General features: G+C 56.3%; 17 protein-coding genes and 1 pseudogene. 11 read left to right on the top strand and 7 right to left on the bottom strand.

What is annotated here, in order from left to right:
* The first annotated feature begins 13 nt into the window (after positions 1 to 13).
* The 3 genes from VI123_RS19020 to VI123_RS19010 all read left to right on the top strand — a co-directional run bounded on the left by VI123_RS19020 (position 14) and on the right by VI123_RS19010 (position 6,384).
* Positions 14 to 4,792, top strand: coding sequence for a PKD domain-containing protein (locus VI123_RS19020; RefSeq protein WP_336339647.1), 4,779 nt, complete (start codon positions 14 to 16; stop codon positions 4,790 to 4,792).
* Positions 4,793 to 5,120: 328 nt separating this feature from the next.
* The gene (locus tag VI123_RS19015; RefSeq protein ID WP_336339646.1) at positions 5,121 to 5,486 is read left to right on the top strand and encodes a hypothetical protein; all 366 of its coding nucleotides are present in this window, start codon (positions 5,121 to 5,123) and stop codon (positions 5,484 to 5,486) included.
* Between the two features lie 97 nt (positions 5,487 to 5,583).
* Entirely contained in the window at positions 5,584 to 6,384 is an 801-nt protein-coding gene (locus tag VI123_RS19010; RefSeq protein WP_336339676.1) for a Cdc6/Cdc18 family protein, read from the top strand.
* Positions 6,385 to 7,035: 651 nt separating this feature from the next.
* On the opposite strand, the gene VI123_RS19005 is transcribed toward VI123_RS19010, so the two are convergent.
* Both VI123_RS19005 and VI123_RS19000 read right to left on the bottom strand, forming a co-directional pair.
* A complete protein-coding gene (locus VI123_RS19005; RefSeq protein ID WP_336339645.1) occupies positions 7,036 to 8,985 on the bottom strand; it encodes a copper-translocating P-type ATPase in 1,950 nt (649 codons plus the stop codon).
* A gap of 268 nt (positions 8,986 to 9,253) precedes the next feature.
* Positions 9,254 to 9,451 carry a heavy-metal-associated domain-containing protein gene (locus tag VI123_RS19000; RefSeq protein ID WP_336339644.1) on the bottom strand — a complete coding sequence of 66 codons (198 nt, stop codon included), beginning with the start codon at positions 9,449 to 9,451 and terminating at the stop codon, positions 9,254 to 9,256.
* 106 nt (positions 9,452 to 9,557) lie between these two features.
* On the opposite strand from VI123_RS19000, the pseudogene VI123_RS18995 reads away from it, so the two are divergent.
* Positions 9,558 to 9,719, top strand: a pseudogene (locus tag VI123_RS18995) (helix-turn-helix transcriptional regulator); the annotation flags it as partial.
* A 16-nt stretch (positions 9,720 to 9,735) separates the two neighbouring features.
* On the opposite strand, the gene VI123_RS18990 reads toward VI123_RS18995, so the two are convergent.
* From VI123_RS18990 to VI123_RS18980, 3 genes are read right to left on the bottom strand one after another with little or no spacing between them, the layout of a single operon-like run.
* Entirely contained in the window at positions 9,736 to 10,011 is a 276-nt protein-coding gene (locus tag VI123_RS18990) for a DUF7521 family protein (RefSeq protein WP_336339642.1), read from the bottom strand.
* Positions 10,008 to 10,307: a DUF7521 family protein gene (locus VI123_RS18985; RefSeq protein WP_336339641.1), complete on the bottom strand. Its 300-nt coding sequence runs from the start codon at positions 10,305 to 10,307 to the stop codon at positions 10,008 to 10,010. The genes VI123_RS18990 and VI123_RS18985 overlap by 4 nt, the downstream gene beginning before the upstream one ends.
* Before the next feature lie 7 nt (positions 10,308 to 10,314).
* A complete protein-coding gene (locus VI123_RS18980; RefSeq protein ID WP_336339640.1) occupies positions 10,315 to 10,665 on the bottom strand; it encodes an ArsR/SmtB family transcription factor in 351 nt (116 codons plus the stop codon).
* A gap of 130 nt (positions 10,666 to 10,795) precedes the next feature.
* Here VI123_RS18980 and VI123_RS18975 point away from each other — a divergent pair, with 130 nt between their 5' ends.
* The 4 genes from VI123_RS18975 to VI123_RS18960 all read left to right on the top strand — a co-directional run bounded on the left by VI123_RS18975 (position 10,796) and on the right by VI123_RS18960 (position 14,252).
* Positions 10,796 to 11,629 carry a cupredoxin domain-containing protein gene (locus VI123_RS18975; RefSeq protein WP_336339639.1) on the top strand — a complete coding sequence of 278 codons (834 nt, stop codon included), beginning with the start codon at positions 10,796 to 10,798 and terminating at the stop codon, positions 11,627 to 11,629.
* Between the two features lie 144 nt (positions 11,630 to 11,773).
* On the top strand, positions 11,774 to 12,130 hold the full coding sequence (locus tag VI123_RS18970) for an SHOCT domain-containing protein (protein ID WP_336339638.1): 357 nt from the start codon (positions 11,774 to 11,776) through the stop codon (positions 12,128 to 12,130).
* Between the two features lie 12 nt (positions 12,131 to 12,142).
* Complete coding sequence (locus tag VI123_RS18965; protein WP_336339637.1) at positions 12,143 to 12,751, top strand: cupredoxin domain-containing protein; 609 nt, start codon at positions 12,143 to 12,145, stop codon at positions 12,749 to 12,751.
* A 322-nt stretch (positions 12,752 to 13,073) separates the two neighbouring features.
* Complete coding sequence (locus VI123_RS18960; RefSeq protein WP_336339636.1) at positions 13,074 to 14,252, top strand: outer membrane protein assembly factor BamB family protein; 1,179 nt, start codon at positions 13,074 to 13,076, stop codon at positions 14,250 to 14,252.
* A 611-nt stretch (positions 14,253 to 14,863) separates the two neighbouring features.
* Here the strand turns inward: VI123_RS18960 and VI123_RS18955 are convergent.
* Complete coding sequence (locus VI123_RS18955; protein ID WP_336339635.1) at positions 14,864 to 15,118, bottom strand: hypothetical protein; 255 nt, start codon at positions 15,116 to 15,118, stop codon at positions 14,864 to 14,866.
* A 149-nt stretch (positions 15,119 to 15,267) separates the two neighbouring features.
* On the opposite strand from VI123_RS18955, the gene VI123_RS18950 reads away from it, so the two are divergent.
* The 3 genes from VI123_RS18950 (at position 15,268) to VI123_RS18940 (ending at position 17,099) form a co-directional block, all read left to right on the top strand.
* Complete coding sequence (locus tag VI123_RS18950) at positions 15,268 to 15,612, top strand: DUF7563 family protein (RefSeq protein WP_336339634.1); 345 nt, start codon at positions 15,268 to 15,270, stop codon at positions 15,610 to 15,612.
* 753 nt (positions 15,613 to 16,365) lie between these two features.
* Positions 16,366 to 16,671, top strand: coding sequence for a toxin-antitoxin system TumE family protein (locus VI123_RS18945; protein ID WP_336339633.1), 306 nt, complete (start codon positions 16,366 to 16,368; stop codon positions 16,669 to 16,671).
* A 23-nt stretch (positions 16,672 to 16,694) separates the two neighbouring features.
* Positions 16,695 to 17,099: an HVO_A0114 family putative DNA-binding protein gene (locus VI123_RS18940; protein WP_336339675.1), complete on the top strand. Its 405-nt coding sequence runs from the start codon at positions 16,695 to 16,697 to the stop codon at positions 17,097 to 17,099.
* 11 nt (positions 17,100 to 17,110) lie between these two features.
* Here VI123_RS18940 and VI123_RS18935 read toward each other — a convergent pair whose 3' ends face one another.
* Positions 17,111 to 17,707 (bottom strand): site-specific integrase, encoded by a 597-nt coding sequence (locus VI123_RS18935; RefSeq protein ID WP_336339674.1) that lies wholly within the window; start codon positions 17,705 to 17,707, stop codon positions 17,111 to 17,113.
* Positions 17,708 to 17,847: the final 140 nt, after the last annotated feature.

Raw genomic sequence — 17,847 nt, 5'->3', positions numbered from 1 at the left:
CTAATCAAAACCAATGATACAGACAATCCAAACCGCAGCACGTCCGCGCAGAAAAGTACTCGCGATCGGGCTCGTCGCGTTGGTTGTGGTGAGCGGAATCGGAGTTGGTGTTCCGAACAGTTCACCAGTTCAAAATACTTCAGCCCAAACTACCTCAGAAACGTTTTCGCTCAGTTCTGAGAGCCCAGCCACGGTTGCACCAGGAAATTCGTTCACAGTCACGTATACTATAGAAAACACTGGGTCCACGGCTCTGAACTCTCTCGGTCTTCAGGCAACCGAAGTCCCGAACGGCTTCACAATAACAAGTATCTCAAGTGCTGATGCAACCTTCATTTCTGACCAACAAAATGCTGTTGGATTTCCGACAATATCGCCCGGAGAGAATGCGACAGTCACGTTTACCGTTCAAGCCAATGCTACAATCTCTGGCAATCGAACACTGACGGTTGAGGCGGCCAACGGATTTGGCGCGAACGAAGTGGCCCGAACACAGAACACAACCGTTTCTGTTAATCAGCAACCGACTGCTGACGCAGGCAATAGTCAACTTGTTGATGAAGAGACTAATGTCACACTCAATGCAAGTGGTTCCAGTGACCCTGACGGGGATCCTCTCTCATACAATTGGTCGCAAACTGCGGGCCCATCAGTGGATTTGAATGGTGCTACATCGGTAACTCCCTCATTTACCGCACCAGCAACTGGTAGTGAAACTACGCTAACATTCCGAGTAGCGGCCACGGACGGGAACGGAGGCATCGACGCTGATACTGTAAATATAACTGTTCAGCCACTTAGTCAACCAAACTTCAGTGTCAACAGTCTAAATGCTCCAAACACGGCCACTCGAGATGATTCCCTTACTGTCTCCGCTACGATTTCCAATAATGGCGATGAGGTCGGCACACAGACTGTTCAGTTCCGGGTTGACACCAACAGCGACGGTACACTCGGAACCGATGAAATTTTAGCCTCTCAAGAGGTTTCGTTAGGTGCTGAGGAAACAACAGAAGTCACCTTCGAAGATCTTGAGACCAGCTCACTTGAGCCCGGAGACTATACCCACGGCATCTTTAGCGCCAACGACAGCGAAACCGCTACAATCGCCATCTCATCGCCACCAGACCCAGCAAACTTCAACGTCGACAATCTGACCGCCCCGACCACAGTCACTCAGGGCAATGCGCTTACTGTCTCAACTGCAATCTCGAATAACGGTGACCAAGCCGGCACTCAAATCGTCCAGTTCCGAGTCGATACCAATGGAGATGGAACGCTTGGAGACGGTGAGGTTCTATCTTCACAAGAAGTGTCGATAGACGGTGGTGAAACGGCCGAAGTCACTTTTGAGAATCTTACAACTGACTCCCTCGCTCCTGGGGACTACACACACGGGGTGTTTACCGCTGATGACCGCGAAACTGCTACAATCACCATCTCGTCGCCACCGAACCCAGCAAACTTCAGTGTCGACAATCTGAACGCTCCGACTACAGCTACCCAAGGCGATTCCCTTACTGTCTCGGCTGATATTTCCAATGAAGGTGAACAAGCTGGCACGCAGACCGTCAACTTCGGACTAGACACCGATAGAAACGGAACCATCGAAGCTGATGAGACTCTCGCCTCACAAAACATCTCGCTAGACGGTGGGGAAACGACTGAAGTCACGTTCGAAAATATCGATACCAACTCGGTTGAGCCAGGAGACTATACTCACGAGATTGTCACCGGTAACGACAGCGAAACCGCTACAATCACCATCTCATCGCCACCGGAGCCGGCAAACTTCAGCGTCGAGAATCTGGACGCACCGAGTTCGGTAACCCAAGGTGAGACGATTACAGTCTCTGCTGAGATCGCCAACGAGGGGGAGCAAGCAGACACGCAGACCATCGAGTTCCGGCTAGATGCCGATGGAAACGGAACCATCGAAACCGAGGAGACCCTCGCCTCACAAAATGTCTCATTGAATGCTGGAGAAACAACTGAGATCACGTTCGATGGCCTCGAAACTGATCCCCTCACAATAGGGGACTATACTCACGGTGTGTTTACCGCAAACCACAGTGAGACAGCCAGGATTACTATCTCATCGCCACCGGAGCCAGCAAACTTCAGCGTCGAGAACTTGACGGCACCAGCCGCAGTAACACAAGGCGATTCACTCACGGTCTCCATCGAAATTTCCAACGAGGGTGACCAAGCCGACACACAGACCATTGAGTTCCGGATAGACACCGATGGAAGCGAAGCGCTTGAAGCTGATGAGATTCTCGCCTCACAAAACGTCTCGCTAGACGCTGGGGAAACGACTGAAGTCGCATTTGAGAATCTCGATACCAGTTCGGTTGAGCCAGGAGACTATACTCACGGTGTCATCACCTCCAATGACAGTGAAACTGCCACAATCACAATCTCATCGCCGCCAGAACCAGCAAACTTCAGTGTCAGTGGTCTAAATGCTCCAACCGCAACCACGCAAGGCGATTCGCTTACTGTCTCCGCTGAAATCTCCAACGAAGGCGACCGAACCGGCATACAGACTGTCCAGTTCCGAGTTGACACCGATGGGAACGGGGCGCTCGAGTTTGACGAAGTTCTGGCCTCAGAAAACGTCTCACTAAATGCTGAGGAAACGACTGAGGTCACCTTCGAAAGTCTCGACACTGACCCTCTTGCGCCAGGGAACTACACCCACGGTATCGTCACCGACGATGACAGCGAAATCGCTACAATCCTCATCGAAGCCGCCAATCAATCACCGACAGCTGATGCTATGGAGAGTCAGACTGTCGAAGAAGGGGCATCTGTGACCCTCAATGCGAGCGGTTCATCCGACCCTGATGGAGATACTCTCTCGTACACGTGGACACAAACTACTGGGCCACCCGCTAACCTCTCAAGTCCCAGTACAGAGACGCCATCGTTCATAGCTCCGGAGGTAGACGCAGACTCGGACCTCGTCTTCGAAGTCACCGTCTCTGACGGCAACGGCGGGACTGCCACCGATGCAGTGACCATCACTGTCCAGAACGATATCGCACCCGAACCGGATAATCGGTCGCCGGATGCGGATGCTGGGGCAGATCAAACCGTCGACGAGCATTCCACGGTTCAGCTATATGCAGATGGATCGACGGACCCAGATGGAGACATACTCACTTACAATTGGACACAGACTGCGGGCCCATCGGTAACGCTCTCTGAGTCGCTCTTCTCTGCACCAACGTTTACTGCACCGACAGTGACCGAAGAGACGACGCTCACGTTCCAGACGAGAGCACGTGATGGGAACGGTGGAACCGATACGGATACGGTCAACATCACTGTGCGCCCGGTGAATGACCCACCGAGTGCTGATGCAGGCCCAGACCAGACGGTTGACAGCGGTACAGCGGTCACGCTGAATGCTAGTGCATCGACTGATCCCGAGGGAGATACGCTCTCATACGAGTGGGAGCCAGTGTCGAGAGCGAATGTGACACTCTCAGAGGCAAACACGGCAACGCCCTCGTTCAATGCCTCAGATGTTGATGTAGAGACGATCCTCTCATTCGAAGTCACGGTCTCGGATGGGAACGGTGCCACTGACATTGATACCGTCGATGTCAGAATCGAACCAGTTGAACAGCCTGCAGAGAATCAGCCACCGGTGGCTGATGCTGGACCGGATCAAACCGTCCCTGGAGAAAGTACTGCTACGCTGGACGCCACTGGTTCGTCTGATCCAGACGGTGATTCACTTGCGTACACGTGGACGCAAACTAGCGGTCCAGATGTCCCGCTCTCTGATGGAAGCACCGCGACTCCCTCATTCACCTCACCAGCGGTCGACCAGGCAACCGATCTAACCTTCGAAGTGGTGGTTAGCGATGGTCAAGGAGAGACCGATACCGAGAACGTTACAGTAACTGTAGAGCCTGTCACCGAAGGTGAAGCGTTCTTTGCTGTGACGAATCTGAGCGTCCCGGATAAAGTCACTCAAGGAGACTCACTGACCATCTCAGCGAACATTATTAACACGGGTGATGCTGAAGGAACGCAACTCGTTGAAGCTCGTGTGGACGCCAACAATGATGAGACACAAGAGGTGATTCAGACGGAGTCTGTCACGCTTGCTAGTGGTGAGAACACAACCGTTACTACCACGCGAACCATCCCAGCTAACCTGTCAACCGGACAGTATACTGGCGGTCTATTCACGTCCGACAGTAACCAAACTACGTCGGTTACAGTCATTTCGAAAGCGTCTCCAGAGGAAAAGTACACGCGGGACGAAATCGCCAAAGCGAAGTATGGGTACAATTTCAGCGAACTGAGCAACGAGACGGCACGCCAAGTTGAAGAACTGTACCTCCGGCAGCCATTCGCTAAAGGTGCCCAACCTGAAGATGTGAAGACCCGTGAGGAAATTGCAGAGGACCGCTATGGCAAGGACTTCGGGAACCTGAGCCGCGAAACGACCATCGAGATCCAGTCGGATTTCGACGCGCAGTTCGGTGATACGGGCGCAAACACCACATACACGCGTGACGAAATATCGCGAGCCAAGTACTATGGATACAACTTCAGTGAACTGAGTACCGAGACTGCCGGCCAGGTTGAGGAGTTGTACAACAGGCAGCCGTTCGCAGATGGGATCTCACCCAGTAATATCCAGACTCGTGAGGAAATTGCAAATGAGAAGTACGGACTAGAGGGTGACGAACTCAGTCGCGAGACGCGACTGGAACTTGAACAGACGTATCATGAGCAATTCAAAAAGAATGAAAATAGTAATGACTGATTCGGTATAACAGTTGTCAGTAATACGATTTCGTTATTTAGCCGTATCGCTGAATTTTTTCGCCCGATTTATTTTGATTCTGGTGTTCCATTGGTTGTCTGTTAGTCGACACTTCTCCAGTTCTTAATGATTTTCACTGATTGACTTCAACGGCAGTTCTCCGAAGCCGAATCGGCAGTGTGAGCTGACCCACGTGAGGCCGTAGTATCTTCGAGAACTTGACCAGCTGCCAGAACAGAGCTGACGCTGGTTTGGAACCAACCGTGATCATAGCTCCACGAAGCTAACCAACACAACCGACAACTATCACGAGTGTGTTGGTTAGCGTATGTCCGACCGCTCACATGCCAAGACAGCGCTTGAAGAACTCCGAGCCATCGAGTGTGACTCGATCCCAGCAGCGCTGACCGAGACATACGACCGAGCACTCGAGGATGTCTATACACTCTGTGTCGATCTGGAAGCGGCGACGGAACCTGACGATCAGGCCACAGAGCAACCCGACACACCGGAGGACTGGGACGAAGAAGACTGGGAGGACCAGCTTGCCGAGGCTCGTGAGAAGGCAGAGATTCCACAAACGAAAGGAACTCTCACGACGAAAACCATCGATGGCCGTGACTACTACTACCTGCAGTGGCGAGACGGCGACAGCATCAAAAGCCAGTATATCGGACCGGTTGATCCAGCCTGAGGGGAATCCGGGACCACACACACCCCCCGTTTCGAGTGTTTATCTGAGGAGTGAGCGTCCTACTACTACTACTACTAACGTTATCTAGTAGAAAGAAATAAATACAGCGTACAAAACGACAGCACCGTCTAGTCAGCTCAACACACTGGAGGACACCCGTGTTGGCGTCATCGGAATTTCGAACAACCACATGTTCAAAGACTCGCTCGACCCACGGGTCAAAAGCACCCTCTGTGAGTACGAAATTTTCTTTTCACCATACGATGCCACCGAACTCACCGATATCCTCCAGCACTACGCTGACCTTGTATTCCGGGACGGGACGATTGACGAGGGCGTCATCCAACTGTGTGCTGCCCGGGCCGCCCAGGAACAGGGCGACGCTCGTGAGGCACTCGATCTGCTCGAAACGGCCGGAAATATCGCGCGCAAACATGACGCTGACCAGGTCACCAAAGCCCACGTCGAAGAGGCTGGCAGCCGCGTTGAGGAACAGCGTGTCCTCACAATCGTTCGCGAACAGCTCACCTCCCAGATGAAACTCGCACTGCTCGCCACCGCGTTCCTCAATATCGACGACGAGGCCTCCCCCCGGGCGAAAAACATCTACCAGGTCTACGAGAACATCTGTGATGTCTGTGGCTACGAACCGCGCTCGAAGCGGCGTGTCAACGACTTTCTTGACTCGATTCGCCTCTATGGCTTGCTGGAACGCGATGAGCGTAACCTTGGTCGTGCCGGCGGCCGCTCGTACATCCACACGCTGGAAGTCTCACCGGAACTCGTTTTTGAGGGGCTCAAACAGGATCAGGACGGGTCTGAATCGACGCTGGAGCGCTACGACCTCGTCCCTGATCCCGACGAGGCCCAGCAGGCCCGGCTGATGTCGTACGTTTGATTGACAGCGATGCTAACCAACGGGACGGTGAATACGCTGTGGTGTTGGTTAGCTTGGCTGATTGAGTCTTAATAGGAAACGACAAGCGCTGGCAGTGATCTCGCTCCACTCTTGAATAGACATCCTGAGCTCTGTTGAAATCCACACAACCTGATAAGAGAAGCGTGCTGAATACAGAGGGTGTATGCAGCAGCGTGCTTCGGTTAGTTCAGAGGGAGCATCCTCTTGTGGATTCAGCGAGAGGGGTTGGTATGGTCTCTCCGCGGGTGCGCCTCATCGCTGCCGCACTTCTGACGGGAGGACTATTCAGAGCGGCTGACGCGCAGAAACCGCTTTCTGGGCTATGGGTCGCGCTTCTCGCTGGTAGTATCCTGTCCGCCCTCCTCCTGATCAGGGAGGTTCGGGATTACCAATCTGAATAAACGTTCTGCATGCAGCACGGCCACGAAAACCTCACCGGGCTCTGTCAGGACTGCCGTGCAAGATACAGAGGGTAATTCAGTAGTCTCTGTTAGCGAAACAGACACTTAGCAGCACTCGTCACCACGTACATCGTGTACACACTTGGCGACGAGAAGACCGGTGAGGTTTACGCAGAAATTTAGTACAGGTGGAGTGACCAATTGGTCACGGTGATCTGGGATGTACCAGTCACGCCGAGAGGTCGACCCCCCGGAGTCGGCGGGCGTTGATGGCGACGATGATCGTCGACAGGGACATGAACACGGCACCGATTGCCGGCGACAACAGGATACCGATTGGAGCGAGGATACCCGCTGCGAGTGGCAACGCGAACACGTTGTAGCCAGTCGCCCAGACGAGGTTCTCCTGCATTTTCCGGTAGCTCGCCTTCGAGAGCTTTACGAGGCGGACGACGTCCAGCGGGTTGTTGTCGACGAGGATGATGTCGCCCGACTCGATGGCGACGTCTGTCCCGGACCCGATAGCGATGCCGACGTCTGCTCTCGTTAGCGCTGGCGCGTCGTTGACGCCGTCGCCAACCATCGCGACGAGGTTTCCCTCGGACTGGAGTTGTGCGACCTTCGTATCTTTCTCTTCAGGCAGAACTTCCGCGAAGTACTGGTCGATACCGAGTTCCGCGGCGACGGCCTTCGCGACGTCCTCGGAGTCACCGGTCAGCATCGCCACCTCGATGCCCATCTGGTGCAGTGCCTCGATGGCCTGCCTGCTTTCGTCTCGAATGACGTCGGCAAGTGCGAACGCCGCGACGACGTCGGATTCGTCGTGAATCAGGTAAATAACCGTCTGTGCGTTCACGCCGGCTTCCTCAGCGAAGTCGGCGATGTCGTCAGGTCGGTCGATGCCGAGTTTCTCGATCAGGTTTGGACCACCCAGGTGCATTGATTCACCGTCGATGGTGGCTCTAACGCCGAGCCCGCGGAGATTCTCGAAATTCGAGACACTCGCTCGCTGGATGTCCCGCTCCTGGGCGGCGTTCCGGATGGCACGAGCGATCATGTGCTCGGAGTCGCCCTCGACGCCCGCGGCGACCTCGAACGCCTGCTTTTCGTCCCAGTCGTCTGCTGTCTCGACGCCCACGACGCCCTGTTCACCCTTCGTGAGTGTCCCAGTCTTGTCGAACATCACCGTATCGAGGTTCCGGGCCTCTTCCATGGCGATGCGGTCGCGAATGAGCATCCCATTCCGGGCAGCCGTGGAGGTGTTGATCGCGACCACGAGTGGGACGGCCAGGCCGAGTGCGTGCGGGCAGGCGATGACGAGGACGGTGACGACGCGTTCGAGCACGCCGACGTTGAACCCGACCGCGACGACCCACGCGATGGCCGTAATCGCCGCGACGCCGAGTGCCACGTAGAACAGCCAGCCGGCTGCCCGGTCGGCCAGGAGTTGCGTTCGAGATTTGGACTGCTGGGCCTCGTCGACGAGTCGCATGATGCCCGCTAGCGTCGTCTCGTCGCCGGTCTTCGTCACGCGGACGCGGAGGCTGCCGTCCTGGTTGACCGTGCCAGCGACGACGTCGGACTCGGGTTCCTTGTCCACAGGTCGGGACTCGCCAGTGATCATCGATTCGTCGACCGACGACTCGCCCGCTACGACTTCTCCATCCGCAGGGACGCTCGCCCCCGGGCGAACGAGGACGACATCACCCTCGCCGAGTTCGGAGACGGGAATCTCTTCCGTCTCCCCACCCTCGGTGAGCCGTTCGGCGGTATCGGGCATGAGCTTCGCCAGTTCGTCGAGTGCGCCTGAGGCCTGCCGGACCGAGCGCATCTCCATCCAGTGGCCAAGCAGCATGATGTCGATCAGCGTGACCAGTTCCCAGAAGAACGGGGTCGTGCCCTCTATGAACAGACTCGCGATGGAATAGACGAACGCGACGGAGATCGCAAGCGAGATGAGCATCATCATCCCCGGTTCGCGGTTCTCGAGTTCCGTCCGTGCCATCGAAAGGAACGGTACCCCACCGTACGCGAAGACGATCACCGAGAGGCCGGGCGTGATCCAGAGGCTCCCAGGAAACGTCGGCGCAGTATAGCCGAAGACGTCCTGGACAAACTCGCTGAAGAAGACGACCGGTACCGAGAGGACCAGCGACACTAAAAACCGCCGGCGGAACATCCTTTCGTGGCCCGTGTGGTCTGTATGTGTGCGGTGGTTCTCGTGTGGTGCCCCTTCGTGAACGTCTGCACCGTTGTCGTGCTCGGCTTCTTCGTGGTGAGTGCGTTCGGTTTCGGCTTGCCCGTGGTCTGGATGGTTTCTCATTGTGTGGGTATTGGTGCCGTCCCCCAGTATCGTGTCCAGGCCCCGACTCTGAGCGATAAAGTCGGGGGGTCGGAATCGAACGAGAACGGCAGTACGTTCGTCGGTGTACGTTCCGTGGGAGGTATCAGGCGTGAGCGTTGTATCCGGCGTTCTCGACAGCTCGAACGAGCGCCGGTACGTCAGGGTCGCCATCGACGGTCACCTGTTTCGTATCTCGATCGGCGGTCACGCCCGTCACGCCGCTTACCTCTCGAAGTGCTTCCTCGACTGTCTGTTCACAGTGGTCGCAGCTCATACCCTCGACGGTGATAGTCGTTGACATATACGCATACCTACGCTCCCTCGTCTTATTCGGATTTCCCCTTCGAATATGTGGGTGATTGCCATCCAAAACCTTGGAAACGAAGCCGAGGGTGCAAGATACGTTAGTAACGCAAATCGAACTCCGGGAGCGCTCGGAGTTCTCGAAGAGCCAGGTGAGCCAGACCGCGAGCGACCTCCAGAAGCACGGCCTGCTGTACAGCGAGCTCCAGGGGCGAACCTACCGGATCTATCCGAGCGACGACCTGCAGGAGAACCACGCGCACTAACACGCCGACTGCCGGGCTACTGGAGGAAGGAGCGAAGCAGAACACCTAGTCCGACGACGAGTGCGACAGATTCGGCGATGTGGACCTGCGTGAGCGTCAGTCCGGTGAACTGGAAGAGGAACCCTTCGAGAAGGACGCCGAGCGTGATACAACCGAAGCCGACCGTCGCATCACGGAGATACCGGGTTCCCTGCCGCCGATAGGCGCGGAAACTAATCGCGGTCGTCGCCAGCCCCATGAGGAGCAGGAGGACGCGAACGCCGACCAGCGCGAGGTCCCAGTGGCCGGTCATGGATCCTCCTCACCCGTCGATCGCTGTGGCATCTGCCCGTACAGCGAGTAGAGGATGACGAGCATCCCGATGGCGACGATAGCCGTCTGGATGGTCCCGGCCAGGAAGATCGAGAGGCCGACGACGTCGAAGAGGACCCCTTCGATGACCGAGCCGACGCTGATGAAAAAGAAGCCGATGGCGACGTAGAGCATCGGCTCGCTACCGTACGTTCGATACCCCTTGTACGCCTGGTAGGTTATCAACAGTCCCAGTCCGACCGTAACGAGCTTCGCGATGACGAGTTCGATGTGCATGGTTGATTCAACTCTCCCGGATGTCGCTCCAGATGCGCGAGAAGCGCTGGGCTGCGTCCTCGCGGACGTGGACGCTGACGTCGATGGTTCCGTCGTCGATGTCGACGTCGAGGTGGTCGACGTTCGCCTCGTAGACGCTGTGATGACTGCCGTCCGACTCGATCCGTGTCCGTTCGACCAGCAGGTCGCTCTCGATCATGGTCTCGACCCGGCGATAGATCGTCGAGAGGGCGACGTCACACGCCTCGGCGAGTTCCTTGGCCGACTTGGGGTCGCGGCTCGTCGCGGCCAGGATCTGCCGGACGCGCTCTTGGCCCAGCAGTTCCAGGAGGTCGTCGGCGTGGTCGTCGGTTGACACGGCTGTTCCCCGCACTACGTGTACTTCTTCGAACCTACTTAAAACAAGGACCGTTTTGCGTGGCGTGCAAAACAGGCTTCCCCCCTATTTCCCTGCCTCTCGTATCTCGAACTGTACGGTGACCTGAACTATGACCGAACCACGACTCACTCGACGGAAACTGATCGCAGGAACCGCCGGTCTGGCCGCTGCTGGACTGGCCGGGTGTACCGCCGCTCCTGGCAGCTCGAACCAACAGCAAATCGGCGGCTCCTCTTCCGCAGAGAGCGGTGAGTCTGGCGGGGACAGCCACGCCGGCCACGGGGACGAGGCCCACGGCCACGACACGGTGAGCGAACCCAAGGCCGCCCGCGAAGTGGCGGTCAACACGGCCCGAACCGGAGACTCGACCGAGTACCACTTCAACCCGCACGTCACGTGGGTCGAGCCCGGCGGAACGGTCACGTGGGTGCTCGAGAGCGGGACGCACACCGCGACCGCGTATCACCCGGGCAACGACCAGCCGCGACTCGTGCCAGAGGGGACCGAAGCCTGGGACAGCGGGACGCTGTCCGAAGAAGGCGAGACGTTCGAGCACACGTTCGAGACCGAGGGCGTCTACCACTACCTCTGTACGCCCCACGAGTCGTTCGGGATGATCGCTACCGTCATCGTCGGGGAGCCACACCTCGAGGACCAGCCGGCGCTCCAGACGATGCCGGAAGACAAGCCCGAAGAAGTCCACGCGAAGCTCGAAGAACTCAACGGGATGTGCCGAGAGATACTGAGCGGGGGCAACCACGAAGACGGCGGCAGTACGGAAGAGGGCCACCACGCAGAGGAAGAGAGTCATCACGAGGAAGGCACCACTACTGAAGCGGGGCATCACGAGGAAGAAGAGGGCCATCACGAAGAAGGGACCACCACTGAGGAAGGCCACCACGAAGAAGAGACCCACACCGAAGAAGACGGCCACCACGAGTAGAGTACCAGCACTGAAGAGGGCCACCACGAAGAAGAGACCCACAGCGAAGTTTGACGACGCCAGAACCGATCGACCCGTGATTGAGGTCGCTTCCCCATTGCATAGGCTTATAGACGCAGAAATACAAACGATTCAATAATAATAATGTCTAATCTACGCACGACTGACGGCACGGTCAAGCTCATACTCGTCGTCCTCGCCATCCTCGTCCTCGGGCCGATGCTGATGATGGTGTTGGCGTTCCCGCTCATGGGGATGTGGGGCGGCGGGATGATGGGGGGATATGGTATGTACGGTGGCTCCTGGACCTGGGGCTTCGGCATGATGCTATTCTGGCTGGTCATCCTCATCGGCGGCGGCTACCTCGTCTACCGGTGGTTGTCGGGAGGCGGTGGACTAACCGCTGACCCCGCCCTCGAGGAACTCCGAATCGCGTACGCTCGGGGCGACATATCCGAAGAGGAGTACGAACAGCGCCGATCGAAACTCGACGGGGAGTGACAGGCGGACGTGATGACTCAGGTGCCACGCCGACAGTTCCTGTCGATTCTCGCAGCAAGCGCCGGCCTAATCGGCACAGCTGGCTGTGTCGGGACGGGCTTCCCGGGGGGAGGTGGCGCCCCGGACCGGTCGGTCTACCTCGGCGCTTACCATTGGGGGTTCGTCCTCCTTGACGAGGACGGAACCGAACACGAACAACTGGTCCTCGATCCGGACACGAGCGTTCGACTGGTCGGCTTCAATACCAGCGCCGGAGACGCGATCTCACAGCTGCCTCAAGCGGTAGAGGACGCGGTGCCAGACCACGAGGAACTCGAAGAGCGGAACGAAGCCCGCATCCCATCGCCACCCTCGGGTTCGATGCACGACGCACTCGAGGAAGCCAACGAGCAATATCCGAATCACAGCCTCGCGGTGATGCCCTCGGGATGGAATCACATGCGAGGGCCTATGGGCGGCGGGATGATGCTTCACCCAATCCCACTCCCACGATTCGCCACCCAACCAACAGTCACCGGCATACGGGCGTCCCAGCGGGGTGACTACACGGTCAGTTGCCTCGAATACTGCGGGTACGGGCACCCGTACATGGAGCTCGAGGAAGCGTTCGTCGTTCCGTAGTGATCGTAGTGGGTCGAGGAGTTGTGGAATCGTGCCCGAGTCCCCGTAATTCAGGGGACGTCTAGCTCGAAAGCGAACTCGACACGATACTGCACGAATTTCCAAAAAGACGCATCCACCGTCGGTGTGGGACGATGATCTCGGTTTTGCCACCACGAGAGGTAAAGATGCGGGTCTATCTACCGCTCCATCCGCGATCAGCGACCTTGCAAGATTCGCGCTGTGTATGCAGCATGCTGCCTGAAACCGATCACCGTTTGAAGGTTTCAACAAGGCCGGTATAGTCAAAAGTATATAATAATGGGAATTTGAAAGCTACAATATGGCTACTAGACGGTCTGCCCTTGTAACTATAGGTACTGTTCTTCTGAGTAGCGGGTGTCTTCGACTTGCGGCATCGAATGAAAACAGACCGACCGGAACTGGCCAATCTGTAGAAACAGAGACGGACACTTCCACGCCAGAGAGTGAAACCGAGACAGAAGAGGAAGGAGATACCTCGGGGGCGACCGACCTATCCTTGCAATGGTCTCGAGACGAAATTGCTGCTATTGAGAGTCGAATAACCACTGCTGAAGGAGAAGTGTACGTTAGTAATCCCACATCGATTGACCAGATAAACCCTGCAACAGGAGATTCGGAGTGGAGCTACACGAGCGACGAAGAGGCGAATGAAGATTACATACCGGGGATAGCGTTTGATTCAGAGTATGTGTTTGCCAATACGGGCCAAGCCCTGCACAAACTCAGTCGGGCAACCGGAGACGTGGAATTTTCACAGACTGTTGATGATGCCTTACTCATCCCCCAGACAGTCACATCGGGCGGGATTGTGGTATGCACATCTGATTATCATGCCACTGTTCTTCGAGGTGTGAATGCAGAGGATGGGTCTGTTGAGTGGACCATCTCTGAGTCGATTACAGATCCGATTATTGACGTTGAATCTGTTGAGGAAGTCGCCTATATCGGAACAACGAGCAACCTGTATACTGTTGATACAGACACTGGTGAAGGGTTTGAACAGATCTCGAATTATCCACCTACGGATATCCACATATCCGCCGATGGTGATTGGTTGTATTATACTATCTTCGCCGGGTTTGAGGCGATGTCGCTTTCGTCAGGTGGGAGCGACTGGTCGCTTGACCGACTATCCACAGTGGAGAGCAGCATCTACGATGGAGACAACTCAGTGTATGTGCTTACCGACCTCGACTTTGTTCGGATTAATACGGATACTGAAGAGTCAGAGTGGAGCCTTAGTCTCTCAACAGAGCCAGCAGGCAGGTTTGCCGTTCACCGTGGGAGTGCTTGGATACCACTAGATGATGGAACACTAATTGCGGTAGATATCGAGGACGGTAGCATCCTGTCTGAACAGCTACTCGCAGAGAATAGCATAGAGAATATCGCTGCGACCGGTAACCATGTCATTGTAGGAGACGGGAGCAGTGTGTCAGGTTTCGAAATTTCCACGGATCAAAATTCAGGCTCATAGCTGATACAGCGCGGAACTGGAAGGGTGGTTTCGACCTGAGATTCCTACGAATGGCCCATTATCGTCAAATCAACGTGGGTACCGTACTCTAAGAAAGTCGATGCGGTCGGAGAGAAAATATCGATGTCAATCGTAAGACTGTGGAATGACAAAATAGGTATCTTCCCCGGAAATGTGTTGAAACGCTCGACTCGTACCGCTGTTTTCTCTTTCCTCGTAATTGCAACGCCGCTGCTGGCTTGGTTCGGCCTCGTGTTGCGAGCCAACGGATTCGTTCTTGATCCATGGGCAGGAATCTATGAAGTGAGCAGGCAATCACTGACGGGACTGGTCATCGCTACATACTGTCTGACTGTAGAACTGCCTCTGTCGTCCCGTGTAACCACAACTGGAGAGTGATTACCGATAGTGCTTGAACGGGTAGAAAACCACCTGTACGACCAAGCCGAGATTGTACTATAGGGTTGTTGGCGTATGGACACTTTGAGATCTCATCGCAAACTCGAAGATATCACACCAGGGCCGTGGATAGGTGTTCTGCTGTATAGACGCTTGATGCTCCTTCGGTGGTGATTCCCGATGGGTGGTGCGTTCTTGACTGTCCTTCACTACTACTGTTTCCCGCCACCAGCGCCGACCTGGACACCGGTCTCGGGGGTGTCGCCAGTGTACCACGAATCGTCGACACAGGACTCGTCGAGGACAGAAATCCGCCACTCACCAGGGCGTTCCATCTTCACGAGCAACTGAACGTCGGTATCTGGGGTCCCATCCTCAGCCAGCAGGCCACACATCTCGAGTTCGTCTTTCGGAATCGTCACCATACCAGAACCGCCGCGGACGGAGAGCTTGTTGATATTTGGCATGTGTCTGTCACCGCCATCGTCAGTTGATGGCTACACTCTTGCCGTTCGGTGGAATCCAGCGTAAAAACATAGCCCATTTTGACACCACTACACTGACAGGTGTCACAATGGGCTCGTGTTTTACTAGCGATCCCATCTCACGCTGACCCATGGTATCGGCCGTGACCTGCCAGAACTGCGGAGCCCACGTCGACGCACAGTACGCCCGTGTGTTCGGAAACGAAGAAACCGAAGTCCATGCCTGTCGGAACTGTTCGACGCAGGGCGCTATTGCGAACGGCGCCGCCGTCGACGCAGATCGAGACGGGACGCCGCTGGTTCACCGCCCTGACGTCGACGAACCAGTCAAGGCTGTCTTCCACGAGACAGAGTCCGACACTAAGGCCGACGAAGATCGCCTCACACTCGAGGAGATGCGTGAGCAGCTGCCGACCATACAGGACTCGACGACCGATCATTGCGACGATGCGTTTGCCGCCCTGGTCGCCGAGTAATGGCACCAGCTGATTTTTCGCCTGACCGTTGGCAGTCCCGTGATTGACACCCGATAGTCCCGGCGAGATTATGGACGGCAATTGGGGGTGAGTGCCGCTGCTGGACCACTTTCACTCTGGCACGGACAAAAATGTCCGTTCGGTGCGCGCGCGTATCTGGAACAGGAACGGAAGGGGGGACCCCCTGTTACCCCAATTGAGTGGCTCCAGTCTGGTCGGGGCGTGCTTGTGATAGCGGTGACTAACTCATGTCTCAATACTACGATTGACGGACGAACCTAGAGACTGCAGACACGATATCCAATAGGGATCATGCCAGTGAAAGAGTCAGCAGATGAGTTGATGGGTGCTGTCGAGGCGTCTCGAGTCAACCCCCCGCGAATGATGTGATCATACCAGAGGTACACGACCCACAGGAACTGGGATTTCGTGCCCCATTCTGGAAGCCAGTAGTGGACCGGTGGTAATCGGAGATGATCTGACGGCCGGCACCTCCGTCGGCTTCATACCAACGTCCGACCCTGCCGACTCCAGCGCTGTGGGACTAGTCCAACCCGAGTCAGTGCTTCGCTGAAACCTATCAAACCTTGAAGACGAACCCAGGGGGTCGGACCGACGGAAACAGGTCCTCGCGCCGATTTCGCGGCGTCTGGCCATAATTTTTCGCGCGCGCGGAATTCCAGACAAGACATGAGTACTGTGTGGTATGGTCCATAGGCTTATGGCTATGGAGGCAATAACATAGGGTAGCGGATGGCGTCCTACACTACCATCGAAGACTGGAGGGATGTCAAAGACGGTTACGTCGTTGCTGTGACCATCCGACAGACGGACGATGAGCAATACCCGTGTGGATGGGATTACAGTCTCCATCTTGGAGAGGTCGGCGGAGACACGATCCTCCGATACGACAACGCTCACGAACGGACACAAGGGCACGAGCGCCACATCAATGACGATGTTGAATACATCGAGTTTCCAGGGATGCTCACGCTCTACGACCGCTTCAAGGCGGAGGCCAACGAGCTATCGCCTGTCTCGTGGAACTGGTCATCGTAGGACGCAACCAGGAGGGATACACCATGGCCACACTCAAAGTCACCGTCGGAAATAGCGAGCATCTCAAGCAGCGCACTCGTAACCGAATCAAGGCCGCCCAGGACGGTGCAGATCTTGATGAGGCACAGCCGGTGCTGAACTTCGACTCGTACACAGAACTTAGCCGACTGCTCAGTCCGAAGAATCTGGAGTTGTTGGAGGCGATATCCGAGCATGAACCAGCGAGCATCCGCGAGGCTGCTGACCTGGTCGACCGTGATTACAAGCAGGTCCACCGGAACCTCTCCGAACTGGAAGATATCGGCGTTATTGAGTTTGAACCCGGCGGGTCGGGCCAGGCGAAGAAGCCACTGCTAGCGTATGATGGTCTCGAAATCGATATTCCATTTCCTGGATCGAACGAGAATACCGGCGCTGTTGCACCGTAATCTTCCTTGAGTCAGAGGTCAGCTCCCGCAAACGCCTCGTCAATCACGTCTTCGCTGGGCGCGTTCAGGTAGGGTTCTATCGCGGCGAAGCTATCCCACCCGCCAACGGCCATGACTACGCGTGGGTTCATCTGTTCGTCGACCAGCAGCCGCTGGGCGAAGCGGCGGCGAAGGTCGTGCGTACTCACCTTCTCGAAGTCTTCGTCGCCAGTCGCCTCAGCTGCCCGCGTAGCTGTCCGCCGAACCACGGCCCGGACGCCCGGTTGCGACAGGTCGATGTAGGGGTCCTTGGGTGCGATGTTGTGTTCGTTCTGGAAGCGCTGGAGATCGCGCTCGACGTTGTCTGGGAGGTAGGCGTCGCGAGGCTTCCCACCGTTCCCGCTGGTGTCCTTCCCGGCCTGCACACGCAGCCGGTACTGGCCGCTCTCGGTTTCTTTCACATCGGCAGGGCGGACCTGTGGGATCTCGAATGCCCGCAGGCCGACGAACGCCCCGAGTTGAATGATGATGTCGTCGCGTTGGCTGTTGGTGGCTCGGCGGAGGTCCTCGATCTCACTGTCCGTGAGCCAGACTTTGTGTTCGTTTCCAGCGGTCGATTCAATTCGCATTACGATTACTTTTTTTCCGTTGAGCGTGTCATAGAAAGCCTCCCAAGGGAGGCCGCAGGGTTTGGAAACTGTGTCCAGCAGTACCAACGCCCTGCAAGACGTAGCTTCGGTAGACGACTTCTTGAATGCGGCGGCTACCG

Origin of the sequence: Haloarcula sp. DT43, assembly GCF_037078405.1 — an archaeon.
GTDB classification, from domain to species: domain Archaea; phylum Halobacteriota; class Halobacteria; order Halobacteriales; family Haloarculaceae; genus Haloarcula; species Haloarcula brevis.
The sequence above is the reverse complement of the archived record's forward strand: the minus strand, read 5'-3'. Positions and strand labels throughout refer to the sequence as shown.